At 60.4% G+C, this 17406-nt stretch carries 17 protein-coding genes; 6 read left to right on the top strand and 11 right to left on the bottom strand.

The genetic code is table 11. The features are described from left to right. Positions 1-78 precede the first annotated feature (78 nt). Together pnp and rpsO are read right to left on the bottom strand one after the other, a co-directional pair. Positions 79-2202, bottom strand: a complete 2124-nt coding sequence (gene pnp / locus AC1RRC_RS21245; RefSeq protein ID WP_493057518.1) for a polyribonucleotide nucleotidyltransferase — start codon at positions 2200-2202, stop codon at positions 79-81. 217 nt (positions 2203-2419) lie between these two features. After that, complete coding sequence (gene rpsO, locus AC1RRC_RS21240) at positions 2420-2689, bottom strand: 30S ribosomal protein S15 (protein ID WP_056405183.1); 270 nt, start codon at positions 2687-2689, stop codon at positions 2420-2422. A gap of 166 nt (positions 2690-2855) precedes the next feature. On the opposite strand from rpsO, the gene AC1RRC_RS21235 reads away from it, so the two are divergent. Further along, the gene (locus tag AC1RRC_RS21235) at positions 2856-3188 is read left to right on the top strand and encodes a hypothetical protein (protein ID WP_493057517.1); all 333 of its coding nucleotides are present in this window, start codon (positions 2856-2858) and stop codon (positions 3186-3188) included. Between the two features lie 7 nt (positions 3189-3195). On the opposite strand, the gene AC1RRC_RS21230 is transcribed toward AC1RRC_RS21235, so the two are convergent. From AC1RRC_RS21230 to AC1RRC_RS21215, 4 genes are all read right to left on the bottom strand, one after another. After that, entirely contained in the window at positions 3196-3390 is a 195-nt protein-coding gene (locus AC1RRC_RS21230; protein ID WP_493057516.1) for a YqaE/Pmp3 family membrane protein, read from the bottom strand. A gap of 143 nt (positions 3391-3533) precedes the next feature. Then, on the bottom strand, positions 3534-5081 hold the full coding sequence (locus tag AC1RRC_RS21225) for a 2-isopropylmalate synthase (RefSeq protein WP_493057515.1): 1548 nt from the start codon (positions 5079-5081) through the stop codon (positions 3534-3536). Between the two features lie 31 nt (positions 5082-5112). Further along, the gene (gene pssA, locus AC1RRC_RS21220; RefSeq protein WP_493057514.1) at positions 5113-5979 is read right to left on the bottom strand and encodes a CDP-diacylglycerol--serine O-phosphatidyltransferase; all 867 of its coding nucleotides are present in this window, start codon (positions 5977-5979) and stop codon (positions 5113-5115) included. 93 nt (positions 5980-6072) lie between these two features. Next, a complete protein-coding gene (locus tag AC1RRC_RS21215) occupies positions 6073-6834 on the bottom strand; it encodes an SIMPL domain-containing protein (RefSeq protein WP_493057513.1) in 762 nt (253 codons plus the stop codon). 310 nt (positions 6835-7144) lie between these two features. On the opposite strand from AC1RRC_RS21215, the gene AC1RRC_RS21210 reads away from it, so the two are divergent. After that, a complete protein-coding gene (locus tag AC1RRC_RS21210; protein ID WP_493057512.1) occupies positions 7145-8110 on the top strand; it encodes a PEP-CTERM sorting domain-containing protein in 966 nt (321 codons plus the stop codon). Between the two features lie 8 nt (positions 8111-8118). On the opposite strand, the gene AC1RRC_RS21205 is transcribed toward AC1RRC_RS21210, so the two are convergent. The 4 genes from AC1RRC_RS21205 to AC1RRC_RS21190 all read right to left on the bottom strand — a co-directional run bounded on the left by AC1RRC_RS21205 (position 8119) and on the right by AC1RRC_RS21190 (position 13619). Further along, the gene (locus tag AC1RRC_RS21205) at positions 8119-10143 is read right to left on the bottom strand and encodes a methyl-accepting chemotaxis protein (RefSeq protein WP_493057511.1); all 2025 of its coding nucleotides are present in this window, start codon (positions 10141-10143) and stop codon (positions 8119-8121) included. Between the two features lie 168 nt (positions 10144-10311). After that, complete coding sequence (ilvC, locus tag AC1RRC_RS21200; protein WP_493057510.1) at positions 10312-11328, bottom strand: ketol-acid reductoisomerase; 1017 nt, start codon at positions 11326-11328, stop codon at positions 10312-10314. A gap of 72 nt (positions 11329-11400) precedes the next feature. Further along, entirely contained in the window at positions 11401-11892 is a 492-nt protein-coding gene (ilvN, locus tag AC1RRC_RS21195; protein ID WP_154380409.1) for an acetolactate synthase small subunit, read from the bottom strand. Next, positions 11892-13619 carry an acetolactate synthase 3 catalytic subunit gene (locus tag AC1RRC_RS21190; RefSeq protein ID WP_493057509.1) on the bottom strand — a complete coding sequence of 576 codons (1728 nt, stop codon included), beginning with the start codon at positions 13617-13619 and terminating at the stop codon, positions 11892-11894. Before AC1RRC_RS21190 ends, ilvN begins: the two co-directional genes overlap by 1 nt. A 482-nt stretch (positions 13620-14101) precedes the next feature. On the opposite strand from AC1RRC_RS21190, the gene AC1RRC_RS21185 reads away from it, so the two are divergent. From AC1RRC_RS21185 to AC1RRC_RS21170, 4 genes are read left to right on the top strand one after another with little or no spacing between them, the layout of a single operon-like run. Then, the gene (locus AC1RRC_RS21185; protein ID WP_493057508.1) at positions 14102-14671 is read left to right on the top strand and encodes an RNA polymerase sigma factor; all 570 of its coding nucleotides are present in this window, start codon (positions 14102-14104) and stop codon (positions 14669-14671) included. Next, positions 14668-15072: a DUF3619 family protein gene (locus AC1RRC_RS21180; protein WP_154380403.1), complete on the top strand. Its 405-nt coding sequence runs from the start codon at positions 14668-14670 to the stop codon at positions 15070-15072. Before AC1RRC_RS21185 ends, AC1RRC_RS21180 begins: the two co-directional genes overlap by 4 nt. A gap of 2 nt (positions 15073-15074) precedes the next feature. After that, on the top strand, positions 15075-15911 hold the full coding sequence (locus AC1RRC_RS21175; protein ID WP_493057507.1) for a DUF3106 domain-containing protein: 837 nt from the start codon (positions 15075-15077) through the stop codon (positions 15909-15911). Beyond that, positions 15901-16428: an RDD family protein gene (locus tag AC1RRC_RS21170; RefSeq protein WP_493057506.1), complete on the top strand. Its 528-nt coding sequence runs from the start codon at positions 15901-15903 to the stop codon at positions 16426-16428. The genes AC1RRC_RS21175 and AC1RRC_RS21170 overlap by 11 nt, the downstream gene beginning before the upstream one ends. Here the strand turns inward: AC1RRC_RS21170 and AC1RRC_RS21165 are convergent. Beyond that, positions 16420-17406: a diguanylate cyclase gene (locus AC1RRC_RS21165; protein WP_493057505.1), complete on the bottom strand. Its 987-nt coding sequence runs from the start codon at positions 17404-17406 to the stop codon at positions 16420-16422. The two genes, AC1RRC_RS21170 and AC1RRC_RS21165, sit on opposite strands and share 9 nt — an antisense overlap.

Genomic DNA, 17406 nt, shown 5'->3' with positions numbered 1-17406 from the left:
CACACTGGAAACGCGCACGTAATAAAAAACCGCCGGGCTTGCGCACCGGCGGTTTTCATTCAAGCGTCTTGCGGCAGATTACTGCGCGGCGGCCTGGGAAGCTTCCTCAGCCACAGCCTTCATCGACAGTTTCAGGCGACCGCGCTCGTCGGTCTCCAGGACCTTCACGCGCACTTGCTGGCCTTCTTTCAGGTAGTCGGCCACGGCGTTGACACGCTCGTTGGCGATCTGCGAAATGTGCAGCAGGCCGTCTTTGCCTGGCATCACTTGCACAATGGCGCCGAAGTCCAGCAGTTTCAGGACGGTGCCGTCGTAAGTCTTGCCCACTTCAACCGACGCGGTCAGCTCTTCGATGCGGCGCTTGGCTTCCTGGCCGGCAGCGGCGTCCACCGAGGCGATGGTCACGATGCCGTCGTCGCTGATGTCGATCTGGGTGCCGGTTTCTTCGGTCAGCGCGCGGATCACGGCGCCGCCCTTGCCGATCACGTCACGGATCTTTTCAGGATTGATCTTGATGGTGATCAGGCGCGGTGCGAAGTCCGACAGTTCGGTCTTCACATGCGGCATGGCTTTTTGCATTTCACCCAGGATATGGTCGCGGCCTTCTTTGGCTTGCGCCAGCGCCACTTGCATGATTTCCTTGGTGATGCCCTGGATCTTGATGTCCATCTGCAACGCGGTAATACCATTGGCGGTACCGGCTACTTTGAAGTCCATGTCGCCCAGGTGGTCTTCATCACCCAGGATGTCGGACAGCACGGCGAAGCGGCCGCCTTCCTTGATCAGGCCCATGGCGATACCAGCCACGTGGGCTTTCATCGGCACGCCCGCATCCATCAGCGCCAGGCAGCCGCCGCAGACCGAAGCCATCGACGACGAACCGTTCGATTCGGTGATTTCCGATACCAGGCGCACCGAGTAGGAGAAATCTTCCGGTGCCGGCAGTGCGGCGATCAGTGCGCGCTTGGCCAGGCGGCCGTGGCCCACTTCGCGGCGCTTCGGCGTACCGACGCGGCCGGTTTCGCCGGTGGCGAACGGAGGCATGTTGTAGTGCAGCATGAAGCCGTCGGTATATTCGCCCATCAGTGCGTCGATTTTTTGCGAATCGCGCGCGGTGCCCAGGGTCGCGACGACCAGGGCCTGGGTTTCACCACGGGTGAACAAGGCCGAACCGTGGGTACGCGGCAGCACGGACGAACGGATCTCGATCGGACGCACGGTGCGGGTGTCGCGGCCGTCGATACGTGGCTCGCCTTCCAGGATCTGCGAACGCACAACCTTGGCTTCCATGTCGAACAGGATGTTGCCCACTTCGACGCTGTCCGGTGCATCCACGCCGTTGGCGGCGGCATCGGCAGCCAGGTCAGCCAGCACTTCCGACGACATCGCGCGCAGCTTGTCGGTACGGGCCTGCTTGTCTTTGGTCTGGTAAGCGGTGCGGATTTTCGCTTCGGCGAATTGCGCGACCTTGGCGATCAGCGCTTCGTTTTTCGCCGGCGCGGTCCATACCTGCTCAGGTTTGCCGCCGTCGCGCACCAGTTCGTGGATCGCGTCGATGACAGCTTTCATTTCAGTGTGGCCAAAGACCACGGCGCCCAGCATGATTTCTTCGGACAGCTGCTGCGCTTCCGATTCCACCATCAGCACGGCGGTTTCGGTACCGGCCACAACCAGGTCCATCTGCGAGGTTTTCAGCTGGGTGGTGGTCGGGTTCAGGATGTACTGGCCATTGGCGTAGCCCACGCGGGCTGCGCCGATCGGGCCGTTGAACGGCACACCGGCCACGCACAGGGCGGCGGAAGCGCCGATCATGGAGGCGATGTCCGGATCGATTTCAGGGTTGACCGACAGCACGTGAATGATCACTTGCACTTCGTTCATGTAGCCTTCCGGGAACAGAGGGCGGATTGGACGATCGATCAGGCGGGAGGTCAGCGTTTCTTTTTCGGAAGGACGGCCTTCGCGCTTGAAGAAACCACCGGGGATTTTACCTGCCGCGTAGGTTTTTTCCAGGTAATCAACGGTCAGTGGGAAGAAGTCCTGGCCTGGTTTCGCGTCTTTACGCGCCACCACGGTCGCCAGCACGACGGTATCGTCCACCGAAACCAGGACAGCACCGGAAGCCTGGCGAGCGATCTCGCCGGTTTCCAGGGTCACGGTATGTTGGCCGTATTGGAAGGTTTTCGTAACTTTGTTAAACATGGGTAATCCCTTTCTATTTGCCGACAGATTTTCAGGAGCTGTCGTTCACCTCACCACAGGCAGCGGCCTGTGCTTGCCGCCGCCTTTACTGCATACATCGACTGCCGGATTTCCCTTTAGCATGCCGTGAGGCAAGCTTTTCCCGGCATACAAATGACAAAATGCCTGCGGCAGCGAACTGACGCAGGCATCTCGATTAAGCCGGGACGTACAAAGATTACTTACGCAGGCCCAGTTTGGCGATCAGGTCGCGGTAACGGGTTGCATCTTTGTTTTTCAGGTAGGACAGCAGGCTCTTACGACGGTTAACCATCATGATCAGACCACGGCGGGAGTGGTGATCTTTCGAGTGGGCTTTGAAGTGGCCGTTCAGTTCGTTGATGCGTGCGGTCAGCAGTGCAACTTGAACTTCTGGCGAGCCGGTGTCGTTTTGGCCACGTGCGTTGTCCGCGATGATGGCGGCCTTGTTGATGTTTTCTACGGTCATTTTGATACCTTTCACATGCGGTGGTCGGAGTTGGCACCCCATTCACCGTGAATTACGTTAATAAGAATACCTGGCCAATAAAGGCCAAGACCCGGAAGTATAGCGGAATTTCGCGCCGCTGCCACCTTGTTTATGCCTAGAATGGCCAGCAAGGAGGGAAATATGCATGAAAAAGCTTAAATTCCTGGCAAATTTTTTCTTGCTGGCGATGCTAGCCGGCTGTGCCGGCCTGTCCGGTCCCGCTTATCCGGAAGCCACGGATGCCACGTTTGCGGCGCTGAAGCCGGGCCTTGATACGCAGGCGACGGTCGCGCAAAAACTGGGACGGCCGTATGACACCATGTATCTGGGGCTGCGCGATATGCAGGTCTGGTCGTACAAATACAAACAGGCCGGCATCTGGTATTCGCTGATGCACATCCATTTCGACCGCCATGGCGTGCTGCGCGAACTGATGTCCGGCCCGGATCCCGATTACGAAGACCGGCGCCCGCTCTGACCGCGGGTCACGAACGCTGCTGCAGGGCCTGCTCGATCTTCTTGTCGGTGTTGTACTGGCTCAGCGAGTAGACGGCCCAGATCGCCGCCGGCAGCCAGCCCAGCAAGGTCAATTGCAGGATCAGGCAAATCACGCCGGCCATGGGGCGGCCGATCGTGAAGAAGGACAGCCAGGGAAGGAAAATTGCAAGAAGCAGGCGCATGGTGGACTCCAGTTATTCCAGTGATCAATGCCCATACCGGTGGGCGCGGCGCGGGCAACATGCCCATGCGCAGCCTGATGCGGCCTGCCGGCCTCAGGTTGCACAAGGGCATGATTCTGCATGAAAAATTGATAACTGACCAGTTACTCCGTCTGCGGATTAAGCCGCTCGATCTTCGAGTACAGCTTGTTCAAGCCGGACAGATACGCCTTGGCGGACGCCACCACGATATCCGGGTCCGCCCCCACCCCGTTGACGATCCGCCCCGCGCTCGACAGGCGCATGGTCACCTCGCCCTGCGACTGGGTGCCGGTGCTGATCGCGTTAATCGAAAACAGCACCAGCTCCGCGCCGCTCTTCGCCGCGCTTTCAATCGCGCTCACCATCGCATCGACCGGGCCGTCGCCGGTGCCTTCACACGCATGCTCCTTGCCGCCGATGGAAAACACCACGCGCGCCTGGGGCGTTTCACCGGTTTCCGAGCGCTGCGCCAGCGACACGAAGCGGTAGTGCTCGTTTTCGTGCGCATGCTCTTCGTCCGTCACCAGCGCCACGATGTCTTCGTCAAAAATTTCCGCCTTGCGGTCGGCCAGTTCCTTGAAGCGGGTAAAGGCGGCATTGACTTCCGCCTCGGATTCCATCTCGATGCCGAGTTCCTGCAGGCGCTGCTTGAACGCATTGCGGCCGGACAGCTTGCCCAGCACGATCTTGTTGGCGGTCCAGCCGACGTCTTCGGCGCGCATGATTTCATAGGTTTCGCGCGCCTTCAGGATGCCGTCCTGGTGGATGCCGGACGCGTGGGCAAACGCATTGGCGCCCACCACGGCCTTGTTCGGCTGCACGGCAAAGCCGGTAATTTGCGACACCATTTTCGAGGCCGCCACGATTTGCGTGGTATCGATATTGGTGGTGAGGTTGTAGTAGGCGCCGCGCGTGCGCAGCGCCATCACGACTTCTTCCAGCGCGGTATTGCCGGCCCGCTCACCCAAGCCGTTGATGGTGCATTCGATCTGGCGCGCCCCGCCGATCATGACGCCGGCCAGCGAATTGGCGACAGCCAGGCCCAGGTCGTTGTGGCAGTGCACCGACCACACAGCCTTGTCGGAATTCGGAATGCGTTCACGCAGGCGGCGGATCGTCTCGCCAAACAATTCCGGCACCGCATAGCCAACCGTGTCGGGGAAGTTGATCGTGGTCGCGCCTTCGGCAATCACGCCTTCCAGCACACGGCACAGGAAATCCTCTTCCGAGCGGCTGCCGTCTTCCGGGGAAAATTCAATATCGTCGGTATGGTTGCGGGCGAAGCGCACCGCGAGTTTGGCCTGCTCCAGGACTTGTTCTGGAGCCATCCTCAACTTCATCTGCATGTGCAGCGGCGAGGTGGCGATAAAGGTGTGGATGCGCTTACGGGCGGCCGGCTGCAACGCTTCGGCCGCGCGGCTGATATCGCGGTCATTGGCGCGCGACAGGGAACAGACGGTGGACTCCTTCACGGCGGCGGCAATCGCGCGGATCGATTCGAAATCGCCCTGCGACGCCGCGGCAAAGCCCGCCTCGATCACATCCACCCGCAGCCGTTCCAGCTGTTTGGCGATGCGCAGCTTTTCTTCGCGCGTCATCGAGGCGCCCGGCGATTGCTCGCCGTCGCGCAAGGTGGTGTCAAAAATGATGAGGCGGTCACTGTTGCTCATATTGGCTCCTTGGTTACACCGCCCCGTCGGGTCAGCGGCGTTCGCTTTCGTCTACAGGCTCGTGTTCAGTCTGGATAATCGATACCGGTTTGCCCTTGGCCATGCGCCAGAAAAACACCGCATAACCGGACAGGCCGTAAATCAGGAACAGCGGGAACATGACCTTGGGCGGGTCGATCGACACCAACGCAAACACCAGCGCGATGACAAACACGAAAATGAACGGCACCGACTTACGGAAATTCAATTCCTTGAAGCTGTAGAACGGCACGTTGGTCACCATGGTCAGGCCCGCAAACAGGGCGATGGCAAACGAAGTCCACGACAGCTGCAAGCCCGGCACTTCCAGGTCATTCATCAGCAAGACAAACCCCACCACCATGGCCGCCGCGGCCGGACTGGGCATGCCCTGGAAGAAGCGCTTATCCACCACTTCGATATTGGTGTTGAAGCGGGCCAGGCGCAACGCGGCGCCGGCGCAATAGACAAACGCGGCAATCCAGCCCAGCTTGCCCATGCCGCGCAGCGACCATTCATAAATCACCAGCGCCGGCGCGGCGCCAAACGACACCATGTCCGCCAGGCTGTCGTACTGGGCGCCGAATTCGCTTTGGGTATTGGTCAGGCGGGCAATCCGGCCATCGAGGCCATCGAGGATCATGGCGACAAAGATGGCCCAGGCGGCATGTTCAAAACGCTGGTTCATGGCCATGACGATGGCAAAGAAGCCGCAAAACAGCGCGCCCGTCGTAAAGGCGTTCGGCAACAGGTAAATGCCGCGCGAACGCGGCAGTTCATCCTGTCCCCGCACCCGGCGCGCGAACTTGGCAAAGCGCGAATTCTTGGGTTTGGGCGCGGTGGCGCCATTCTTGATTTTACGACGGGGGAAAGTTGCCATGTGGATCCATTTCTATGCTGTCTACGATCTATTATATAGAGAGACGACCTTGCAGCAAAAGAAATGCATCCCGACATTTCCTTCGGTTAAGTCTTATTTAAACCGGACTTTTCCGACCAGGTTCATATCCAGCGTGGTTTCACCCGGTTCAAAGCTGGGTTCCGCCACATCCATTTGCGGCGGTGGCGCGGCGGCTTTCATCGCCATCATTTCCACCCTGCCGCCACGGGCGCTGCCGCCACCGGCGTAATTGCCCGACCCTTCGAAGTCCACGGTTTCCAGGATCGCGTCGGACGGATTGCGGCCCATGGCGCGCGCAATGGCGGCAATGCGGTCTTTCAGGTTCTGGTATGACGCGGCAATGCGCTGTTCATCGAGCTTCTTCAGGGCGGGACGGGACAGGCCAAAGTGGATGCCGTTCAGGGTCAGCACTTTTTGCGTGGTGGCCACGGTTTTCGGCAACTTGTCGAGGCTGGTGGTGGTCACCTGCAAGTACTGGCCGACCCGCCAGGCGGCCGGCTGGCGCACTTTCGGTGTGGCGCCGGGCGCCAGCGGGCGGTCTTCCGGATACACCGGGTAAGTGTAATACCCCTGGGTTTTCAGGCTGGCCGCCGGATCTTCCTTGCGCAAGAGCTCCATGCCCTGCTTCATTTTCTGGTTGACGCGCGACGCGGCGGCCGCCTTGTCCTTGTCCTGCTCTTCGATCGCCAAGGTGACGATGGCCTGGTCGTTTGGCGCCGTGACTTCGCCATTGGCGGCAACGATCACTTCAGTACCGGCAGAGGGGGTGGTTTGTGCATACGCATGCGTCGCCAGGAATAGTGTGGCGGCTGCCAGGGTGGTGCGGATGATCATGTTGTTATTCTCCAAATTACGCTGAGTGAACGCACTTTAACCGAAATCAAATGGCCGGCACGCACCAGGTGGTGAGTGTTTGTAACAACAGCCACAGACAACTTCATGCACGGTTCACACGATGCCATGAAGTTGCAAAAACAAACATATTTATATTATTGCAATCGTGCGCGCCTGACTGCCCCTTAGCATAGAGCCGCCTGCATTCAGGCGCTCTTTGAAAGGAAAATCCATGAATCGATTTGCACTACTATCCGCCTTGTTCCTGCTGCCACCAGCGGCCAGCGCCCAACCTCATTACCGGGTCGACTTGCTCGGCACCGGCATGGTCACTGGCGCGAATATTACCGGCCTCAACGACCACGGCGTCGTGGTGGGATACCGGGATGGCGCAGTGGATAACACCACCGTCAGCTTCACCGCCAGCGTCGCAACGGGCACCACGGACTTGCCGTTTTGGGGGACCTCATCCGCCATCAACAACCATGGCGTTATCGCAGGCACCGCCATGGTCAACAACTTGCCCGTTGGCCTGACATACAAAAACGGGCAGATCACTTACCTGAACCTGCCCAGCGGCCAATGGATAGGCGAGATCCACGCGATCAACAACCACGGGGCGATTGGCGGCTCCATGTGGGTCAACGGCAGCGCCCATGCGGTCGTAATCAACGGAAGCAATATCATTGATCTGGGCGCGCAATACAAGCCGCATGCATCGAGCTGGATTTCCGATATCAACGACGATGGCACGGCGGTCGGCACGGCGCTGTTTGGCGGCGCGTTCGTGTATCGCAATGGCACGATCACCCAGCTGGAAATACCTGGCTCGGCCTTTCAACAAATCACCGCCATTAACGCCTCCGGCGCCATGGTCGGTTTTGCCGGCATGAATCCTGACGCCGTGCTGCGCCCCTTCATGTACAACCAGGGAACATTAAACATCCTCCAGGATGGCCCCGGCGCCGGAGACGCCCTGGCGCTCGATATTAATTCCGCGGGAAAGTTCATCGGCAATTGGTACGGCAATTCCTACCTGTATGCCAATGGCGAGATGACACTGTTTAGCGACCTCGTTACCGATCCAACATGGCGCGTGAGCGAAGTCTTCAACATCAATGACCATGACCAGGTCGCCGCGAAAGTTTGCATGGCCACTGGCGGTTGCCAACTGGCCCTGCTGTCGCCGGTGCCGGAACCGGCCACCTACGGCATGCTGCTGGGCGGCCTGGGGGTACTGGGCATGGCGGCGCGGCGGCGCCGGCAACCGGGCTGACCGGCCGGCTAAGCCGCCAGGCGCCGCGCCGCCGCTGAACCGGGGGCGCGCAGCGCCTGGGCCGGGACCGGGGGCACGGCGTGCAGCGTTGCCGGACCATGCTCGGCCAGCGTGAAGAATTGCACGGTCCGCGTCAATTCCGCCGCTTCCTGCTCCAGCGTGCTGGCCGACGCGGCGGCCTGCTCCACCAGCGCGCTATTGCTTTGCACCGCTTCATCCATGTGGGCAATCGCCGCGCCGACCTGGGCGATCCCGGCCGATTGCTCGTCGCCGGCCGCCTGCATTTCCCGCATGATGTCCGTCACGCGCGTGACGCTGGCCACGATGTCTTGCATGGTGGCGCCCGCGTCGGCCACCAGCCGGTCGCCCGCGTCCACCTGTTCCACCGACGCGCCGATCAACTGCTTGATTTCCCTGGCCGCGCTGGCGGAACGCTGCGCCAGGGTGCGCACTTCGGTCGCCACCACCGCAAAGCCCCGGCCCTGCTCGCCGGCACGGGCGGCTTCCACGGCCGCGTTCAGCGCCAGGATATTGGTCTGGAAAGCAATGCCATCGATCACGCTGTTGATGTCGGCAATCTTTTGCGCGGAGGCTTTGATCGATTGCATGGTATGGACCACCTGCGACACCACGGCGCCGCCCTTGCGCGCCACGTCCGACGCCGATTGCGCCAGCTGGTTGGCCTGGTGCGCGCTGGCGCTGTTGCGCTGCACGGCTTGCGTCAGGTGCGCCATCGACGCCACGGTCTGCTCGATCGAGGAGGCTTGCGATTCGGTGCGGCTGGCCAGGTCGCGGTTGCCTTCGGCCAGCTGGGTCGCCGTGGCTTCCATCGTCATGGCGCCATGGCGGACATTGCCGACAATCTCGGCAAGGCTGGCATTCATGTGCTTCATGGCGTCCAGCAAATGCCCCGGTTCATCGTTGCCGTGCGCATCGATCCGGCTGCCCAGGTTGCCTTCAGCCACCGTGCGCACCACTTTCAGCGCATATTCCAATGGCCGCTTCACCAGCCGCACCACCAGCGGATGCAGCAAGCCCGCCACCAGCGCCACCAGCGCCAGGCCGATCAGGGCAAAGCGCCTGCTCAGCGCCAGCGCCGATTGCGTGACTTCGGCCGCCAGCGCTTCACCGACCACCACCATATTCCAGCTGGGCACATGCTGGAACGCCACCAGGCGCTCGCTGCCCTTGATGTCGTAGCGCAGGGTGCCGGTCTTTTGTTCCAGCATGGTCTTCACATACTCGGCGCCGGCGTCATCCCTGGCGGCCAGCACATTGCCGCCCTCCTCTGTGCGGTGGATCAGCAGCTTGCCGAGATCCTTGTTGTTGCGCGCTTCCAGGGCATAAAACTGGCCCGACGCGCCCAGTTTCATGGCCTTGACCTTGTCTTTCAGCGAACGCAGCGAATCTTCAAAACTGACACCGACATACAGGATGCCAATGACCTTGCCGGCCGCATCCTTGACCGGTTCATAACTGGTCATGTACATATTGCCAAACAGGTTGGCCGGGCCCGCATACACCTGCCCGTCGAGCACCTTGCGGTAGCCGGGGTGGTCCGCCGCCAGTTTGGTGCCAATCGCGCGCTCGCCGTTTTCCTTCTTGTGCGAGGTGGTCACGCGCACGAAATCATCGCCGCGCCGCACAAACACGGTGGCATACACGCCCGTCAGCTTGGTGAAATTGTCCGGCACGGAAAAATCCAGGTTCAAGACTTTACCGCCGGTGCTGAGGGTGGGCACGGTTTCCGCGCCCACTGTGACAGTATTGGCCGGGTCGATTTCCAGTCCCTGCGGGAAACCGCTGGCAAATACCCGCGCATAGGTGGCGACTTGCTTGCGCAAGTCCGCGTCGACAATTTCCACGGTATCGCCCAGCAAGCGGGTTTTGTCGGCCACTTCCCGCATGGCTTCCTGTTCCGCCAGGCGCGACACGCCAAAGCCCACCATCAGTACGAACACGAGGAACACTGCGCTGACGATGGCAAACGCCGCCGTGGACACTTTGGTCGCCACACTCCAGTCACGCCACATATTGCCTCCAGAAAAGTTGTCGAAGCGAACAACGAGCCTAGCACAATGGAAATATCTGCGTGGAAATTGTTTATCAACTTGACACGTGGCAATAAAAAAGCCCGGCTGCAAGGCAAGCCGGGCTTTTGTTGAGGAATGGCAGAGCGCCATTCCTCCGCAAGGTGCTGATTAGTTCTTGGACTGGTCAACCATCTTGTTCTTGGCGATCCAAGGCATCATCGCGCGCAGCTGGGCGCCAACGGTTTCGATCTGGTGCTCGGCGTTGATGCGGCGGCGGGAAATCAGGGTCGGTGCGCCGGCCTTGTTTTCCAGGATGAACGATTTCGCGTATTCACCGGTCTGAATGTCTTTCAGGCACTGGCGCATGGCTTCCTTGGTGGCGGACGTCACCACTTTCGGGCCGGTCACGTACTCGCCATATTCGGCGTTGTTCGAGATCGAGTAGTTCATGTTGGCGATGCCGCCTTCATAGATCAGGTCAACGATCAGTTTCAGTTCGTGCAGGCACTCGAAGTACGCCATTTCCGGAGCATAGCCAGCTTCGGTCAGGGTTTCGAAACCAGCTTTGATCAGTTCAACCGCGCCACCGCACAGAACAGCCTGTTCGCCGAACAGGTCGGTTTCGGTTTCTTCACGGAAGTTGGTTTCAATGATGCCGGCCTTGCCGCCACCGTTGGCCGATGCGTACGACAGGGCGATGTCACGGGCGTTGCCGGACTTGTCCTGGTACACGGCGATCAGGTGCGGCACGCCGCCACCCTGGCGGTACGTGGCGCGCACGGTGTGGCCCGGAGCTTTCGGAGCAACCATGATCACGTCCAGGTCGGCGCGTGGCACGACTTGACCGTAGTGCACGTTGAAGCCGTGGGCGAAGGCCAGGGTTGCACCTTGCTTGGCGTTTGGCGCCACGTTTTCGTTGTACACCTGGGCGATGTTTTCGTCCGGCAGCAGGATCATGATGACGTCGGCAGCTGCAACGGCTTCGTTGACTTCAGCGACTTTCAGGCCGGCCGCTTCAACTTTCTGCCACGACGCGCCGCCTTTACGCAGACCAACGGTCACGTTGACGCCGGATTCGCTCAGATTTTGTGCGTGAGCGTGGCCTTGCGAACCGTAGCCGATGATGGCAACGTTTTTGCCCTTGATCAGGGAGAGGTCAGCGTCTTTGTCGTAGAAAACTTTCATGGTTTTTCCTTGGTAAAAATTCAAATATTCTTTATTGGGTGCCGGGCCTTCAGGCCGGGCACCCACATATCATTAGACTTTCAGGATGCGCTCGCCGCGGCCGATGCCGGAACCGCCCGTACGGACGGTTTCCAGGATCGAGGTGCGGTCAATCGCATCGATGAAGGCATCGAGCTTGCTCTTCGCGCCGGTCAGTTCGATGGTGTAGGTCTTCTCGGTCACATCGATGATGCGGCCACGGAAGATGTCGGCGGTGCGCTTCATTTCTTCGCGCTCCTTGCCCACGGCCCGGACCTTGATCAGCATCAGCTCGCGCTCGATATGCTGGCCTTCGGTCAAGTCCACCACTTTTACCACTTCGATCAGGCGGTTCAGGTGCTTGGTGATCTGTTCAATGATGTCGTCGGAACCCGAAGTGACGATGGTCATGCGCGACAGCGTCGGATCTTCGGTCGGCGCCACCGTCAGGGTTTCGATGTTATAGCCGCGGGCCGAGAACAGGCCAACCACACGGGACAAGGCGCCGGCTTCGTTTTCCAGCAGTACAGAAATAATATGTCGCATTACAGATCCTCCGAACCCAGCAGCATTTCGGAGAGGCCTTTGCCAGCCTTCACCATCGGCCACACATTTTCACTTGGATCGGTCAGGAAGTTCATGAACACCAGACGATCCTTCATCGCAAACGCTTCTTTCAGCGCGCCTTCGACGTCACCCGGTTTTTCGATGCGCATGCCCACGTGGCCATACGCTTCGGCCAGTTTTTCAAAGTCGGGCAGCGAGTCCATGTAGGACTCCGAGTAGCGAGAACCGTAATCGATTTGCTGCCACTGGCGCACCATGCCGAGGAAACGGTTGTTCAGCAGGATGATTTTGGGGGTCAGGTGATACTGTTTGCAGGTCGCGAGTTCCTGGATGTTCATCTGGATCGACCCTTCGCCCGTGATACATGCCACGGTCGCGTCGGGATTCGCCATTTGTACGCCCATCGCATACGGCAGGCCGACACCCATGGTGCCCAGGCCGCCGGAGTTCAGCCAGCGGCGCGGCTTGTCGAATTTGTAGTACTGGGCGGCCCACATCTGGTGCTGGCCCACGTCGGACGTCACGAAGGCGTCGCCTTTGGTGATATCCCACAGCGATTCCACCACTTGCTGCGGCTTGATGACCAGGTCGGACGTCGCGTACTTCAGGCATTCGCGGCCGCGCCATTCGTTGATCTGTTTCCACCAGCCCGACAGGGCGGCTGGATTCGGCTTTTGTTCGGCGGCATCCAGTTGTGCCAGGAACTCGATCAGCACGTCCTTGACGTTGCCGACGATCGGAATGTCGACTTTCACGCGCTTGGAAATCGACGACGGATCGATGTCGATATGGATGATCTTGCGCGGATTGCTGGCGAAGTGCTTCGGGTTGCCGATCACGCGGTCGTCAAAGCGGGCGCCAATGGCAATAAGCACGTCGCAATTCTGCATCGCCATATTGGCTTCATACGTGCCGTGCATGCCTGGCATGCCAACGAACTTGTCGTTGGTGGCCGGGTAGGAACCCAGGCCCATCAGCGTATTCGTGATGGGGAAGCCGAGGCGGTCGCACAGCTTGGTCAGCTCGTTGGTGGCGTTCGCCAGGATCACGCCGCCGCCGGTGTAAATCATCGGACGTTCGGCGGCAAGCAGCATTTGCACGGCCTTGCGGATCTGGCCCGAATGGCCTTTGTCCACCGGACGGTACGAGCGCATTTCCACTTCCTTCGGATAGTGGTAAACCGCCTTTTGCATGCTGATGTCTTTAGGAATATCAACCAGCACCGGACCAGGGCGGCCGGTCTTAGCAATAAAGAAAGCTTTCTTGATGGTCTCTGCCAGGTCTTTGACATCCTTCACCAGGAAGTTGTGCTTGACGACCGGACGGGTGATCCCGACGGTGTCGCATTCCTGGAAAGCGTCCTGGCCGATGGCGTGGCTGGGCACCTGGCCCGAAATCACGACCATGGGGATCGAGTCCATGTAGGCGGTGGACAGGCCGGTCACGGCATTGGTCACGCCCGGGCCGGAAGTCACGAGGGCGACGCCGGTTTTTTGCGAGCAACGCGAATAGGCGTCGGCAGCGTGGATCGCGGCCTGCTCGTGGCGCACCAGAATGTGCTGGAACTTGTCCTGTTTGAAGATGGCGTCGTAGATGTACAGCACAGCGCCGCCGGGGTAGCCAAAGACGTGTTCTACACCTTCTTCAGCGAGGCAACGTACGACAATTTCCGCGCCCGTGATGGGTGCGTTGGCTTCGGTGTTCATGATACATTCCTTTCAAGGTCCATACGGGAGATTGATCGGATGCTCTTGCCTGGCGAAGCATGCTGAACACGTGGCGGACCCCTTAGGCTTCCCTTCTTTCTGCGGTCACGGCGCAAATTCCCATGCCCATGGAGAGGCAAGGTTCAGAACGACGCAAACGCAACTCGTTTGGCCTGAGTGTCTGCCGCGGTATTGCATACTTCTCGCGCTTGTGGCACGGGTTAGAGCAAACTGCTGACAAATGAAAGCGGGATTTACCGGTGGCGACTTTGTGGTTCGCCGGATAAAACCAAGGGCTTCGTGGTGTGCAAAGCTTTCAGCAAGGTATCAAGACACATGATTTTGGTCAAGGAATATTTGATATATCGCTCATTGGGAAGCGAATATGGTGCAAACCCGTACGGGTTCGCACTGAAGTTATGTCCTCCGGATGCATTTTTTGCTAAGATGCACGCCTCCCCCGCAGCACGCTCCCCCAACGCATGGCAACAGACAAAGAATTATCGGATTTCCTCGAAAACGTCGAGCGGCGCGCCTTTAAACAAGCCCTCTACGCTGTGCGCAAGGAAGAAAGCGCCCTGGATATCGTGCAGGACGCCATGATCAAGCTGGCGGAAAAGTATGGCGACAAGCCTGCCGCGGAATTGCCGATGCTGTTCCAGCGCATCGTGCAAACCACCATCCTCGATTATTTCCGAAGAGAAAAAGTTCGCAACACCTGGGTCAGCCTGTTTTCTGGCATGTCGTCATCCAACGATGAGCACGAAGACTTTGACATCCTGGAAACATACGAGGCTGAGCAAGGTTCCGAAGCGTCCGAATCGTCCGCCGACAAGGTGGAACGCATGCAGGTGCTCAGCGCCATCGACGCCGAAGTACAAAAACTGCCTACACGTCAACGGGAAGCCTTCCTCATGCGTTACTTGCATGATCTGGATGTGGCCGAAACCGCTGTGGCGATGGGATGTTCCGAAGGGAGCGTAAAAACACATTGCTCCCGCGCAACTCATACGTTAGCTGAAGCATTGAAAGCCCAGGGAATTAAATTATGAACACCGAAGACCTCAATTTCGCTTACAAGGTGCGCCACGCGCTCAATGAAAAGCTGGAAGAGCTGCCGGCTTCGACCACCGACCGCCTGGCCGCCGCCCGCAAAGCCGCCATGGCGCGCAAAAAACCCCACGTACCGGTGCGCGTGACGCAATCGGAGCTGGCCACGGCCGGCGCCGGCGGCTTTTTCTCGCATCCGTTCGGCTGGCTGGGCCGCATGAGCGTGGCGCTGCCGCTGCTGGTGCTGGTGGCCGGCATGGTGGGCTTGTACCAATACGAACAGCAGCAGCGCATCAATGAACTGGCTGAACTCGACGCCGCCGTGCTGTCGGACGAATTGCCATTGTCCGCTTACCTGGACCATGGTTTTAATACTTATCTGGAAGAAAGTCGCGAGCAATAAGGATGGCGCGTATCAGCGTTAAAACCACTACCCGGGCCGGACTGCTCACCTCCGTCCTGATCGCCGCCGGCGCGTTGGCGCAGGCGCCCGCCACGTCCACGCCGCCGGCCCAGCCAGCCGCCATAGCGCCCGCCCCTGCCCAGCAAGCTGCGGTTGCGCCGGTCACCGCCATCACGCCGGCTGCCACGCCCGGCACAGCGGCCGGCAAACCAGCCGCGTCCGCATCGGCGCCCGCTAAACCCGTGGTGGCGCCGATCGCCATGGAAAAACCCTTGTGGAAAGATTTATCAGCCGCACAACAGCGCGCGCTGGATCCGCTGAAGGGTGAATGGGACAAGCTGGAAGGCTTGCGCAAGCAAAAGTGGCTGGAAATCGCCAACCGCTACAACGGCATGAAGCCGGACGAACAGATGCGCGTGCAAGAGCGCATGCGCGACTGGGTGCGCCTGACGCCGGACCAGCGCCGCATGGTGCGCGAGAACTTTGCCCGTTCACAAAAAGTCGCTCCGAGCCCTGGCCAGAAATCCGTGCAGTGGGAGCAATACCAGCAATTGCCGGAAGAACAAAAGAAACAATTGGCTGACAAGGCGCCGAAAAAACAGGTCGTCAATCCGCCCACGCCGACACAAAGCAAGATCCAGACGGTGCAGCCGGTCAAGCGCGCGGTGCCGGGCTCCGCGCCTGCGGCGACCGTCCCCGGCGCGGCGCCTGGTTCCGCCAGCGCCCCGGCCTCGGCCATACCACCTGCAACGGCGCCTGCCGCATCCGGCGCCTCGGCGCCAGCCCCGGCCGTCACCGCTCCCGCCACCAGCACGCCGCCCGCCTCCAATGTCAAATAACACCGCGCAAGCGCAAGACCCGGCGCCCGCCATCAAGCGGCGCCTGATCGCCATCGTGTATGAAATGCTGCTGGCGTTTGCCGTGCTGTTCCTGCCGTTCCTGGTGCTGGAAATCGCGTTGCAGGCCGCCCATACCTCGCTCGCCGAACACTTGCGCCAGGCGCTGGCATTCCTGGTGCTGGGCGCGTATTTCATCCACCAGTGGTCGCGCGAAGGCCAGACCCTGGCGATGCGCACCTGGCGCATCAAGCTGGTGTTCCCCGGCTACAGCCATGTGCCCTTGAAAATCGCCGCGCTGCGCTACCTGCTGGCGTGGGGCTGGGTCATGCCTGGCATCCTGGCGTCGATGGCATTGCAACTGTCACGCTGGCAGGCGCTGTATGCCCTGTTTGCCAGCATGGGTGTGTGGGCCTTGCTGGCGCTGTTTGATAAAGACCGCCAGTTCCTGCATGACCGCCTGGCCGGCACGCGCCTGGTGCAGTTGCCGAAGCCTGAAAAGCGGGTGTTGTCAGCTTGACCGAAGCTCCCGGGGGGCAACCTCCGCCGTGCCGCGCAATTCGTCCGCCACCACCACCTGCGCCCGGCCCTTTGATTTCGCCGCGTAGAGCGCCGCATCCGCCCGCTGCACCAGCGCGGTCGCGTCGCCCTCGGCCGGTGTCAGGGACGCCCCTCCGATACTGACCGTGACGGTCGGCGCCACGCCGGATGCCGCATGAGGAATCCCCAATGCCGCCACCGCCGCCGCCACCCGTTCGCCAATCAAGAGCACGCCGGCGGCATCGGTATCCGGCAACACACAGATAAACTCCTCGCCGCCGAAACGGCCCACCAGGTCGCCAGGCCGGTTGATGGCCCCGGATAAGGCGCCGGCCAGAGCAATCAGGCAAGCGTCGCCGGCCTGGTGGCCATAATGGTCGTTGTACCGCTTGAAATAGTCCACATCGATCATCAAGACGGCCAACGGCATTGACGCCCGCCCGCAGCGCCGCCATTCCAGGGCGATCCGCTCGTCAACATGGCGGCGATTGGCCAGACCGGTCAACCCATCCTTGAAGGCAAGCGCCTGCAATGCATCGAATTGCCATTTCAGCTGCAAATGCGCGCGTATCCGGCGGCGCAACGTATTGGGGTTCACCGGCTTGTGGACGAAGTCCGCGCCACCAGCTTCCCAGCAGGCGTTTTCCTCGTCGTCCGATGTGCCAGCCGTAACGAAAATCACGGGAATGGCGGCCAGGTCGCCATCCTGCTTCAGACGGCGGCAGACTTCCAGGCCGTCGACACCGGGCATGACGACATCGAGCAAGACCAGGTCGGGCAACGCCTGCCGGCACAGCGCCAGCGCCTGCTCGCCGCTGGTTGCCGCCAACAGCTCATACTCACTCGACAACAGCTGGTAAAGCAACAGCAAGTTGGCTGGCTGGTCGTCCGCGACCAGAAGGCGGCCACGGCGCTTGCCTGGTTCGCGTAACGCCATGGTGTCTGCAAGCGGGTGCAT

Source organism: Pseudoduganella sp. GW821-FHT12E03 (assembly GCF_058807115.1).
This window is presented reverse-complemented; position numbering and strand designations above follow the sequence as displayed.

Excerpts from the sequence above, each read along its gene's own strand:
- pnp (WP_493057518.1), bottom strand. The coding sequence starts at position 2,202 with ATGTTTAACAAAGTTACGAAAACCTTCCAATACGGCCAACATACCGTG.
- rpsO (WP_056405183.1), bottom strand. The coding sequence starts at position 2,689 with ATGACCGTAGAAAACATCAACAAGGCCGCCATCATCGCGGACAACGCA.
- AC1RRC_RS21235 (WP_493057517.1), top strand. The coding sequence starts at position 2,856 with ATGAAAAAGCTTAAATTCCTGGCAAATTTTTTCTTGCTGGCGATGCTA.
- AC1RRC_RS21230 (WP_493057516.1), bottom strand. The coding sequence starts at position 3,390 with ATGCGCCTGCTTCTTGCAATTTTCCTTCCCTGGCTGTCCTTCTTCACG.
- AC1RRC_RS21225 (WP_493057515.1), bottom strand. The coding sequence starts at position 5,081 with ATGAGCAACAGTGACCGCCTCATCATTTTTGACACCACCTTGCGCGAC.
- pssA (WP_493057514.1), bottom strand. The coding sequence starts at position 5,979 with ATGGCAACTTTCCCCCGTCGTAAAATCAAGAATGGCGCCACCGCGCCC.
- AC1RRC_RS21215 (WP_493057513.1), bottom strand. The coding sequence starts at position 6,834 with ATGATCATCCGCACCACCCTGGCAGCCGCCACACTATTCCTGGCGACG.
- AC1RRC_RS21205 (WP_493057511.1), bottom strand. The coding sequence starts at position 10,143 with ATGTGGCGTGACTGGAGTGTGGCGACCAAAGTGTCCACGGCGGCGTTT.
- ilvC (WP_493057510.1), bottom strand. The coding sequence starts at position 11,328 with ATGAAAGTTTTCTACGACAAAGACGCTGACCTCTCCCTGATCAAGGGC.
- ilvN (WP_154380409.1), bottom strand. The coding sequence starts at position 11,892 with ATGCGACATATTATTTCTGTACTGCTGGAAAACGAAGCCGGCGCCTTG.
- AC1RRC_RS21190 (WP_493057509.1), bottom strand. The coding sequence starts at position 13,619 with ATGAACACCGAAGCCAACGCACCCATCACGGGCGCGGAAATTGTCGTA.
- AC1RRC_RS21185 (WP_493057508.1), top strand. The coding sequence starts at position 14,102 with ATGGCAACAGACAAAGAATTATCGGATTTCCTCGAAAACGTCGAGCGG.
- AC1RRC_RS21180 (WP_154380403.1), top strand. The coding sequence starts at position 14,668 with ATGAACACCGAAGACCTCAATTTCGCTTACAAGGTGCGCCACGCGCTC.
- AC1RRC_RS21175 (WP_493057507.1), top strand. The coding sequence starts at position 15,075 with ATGGCGCGTATCAGCGTTAAAACCACTACCCGGGCCGGACTGCTCACC.
- AC1RRC_RS21170 (WP_493057506.1), top strand. The coding sequence starts at position 15,901 with ATGTCAAATAACACCGCGCAAGCGCAAGACCCGGCGCCCGCCATCAAG.
- AC1RRC_RS21165 (WP_493057505.1), bottom strand. The coding sequence starts at position 17,406 with ATGCACCCGCTTGCAGACACCATGGCGTTACGCGAACCAGGCAAGCGC.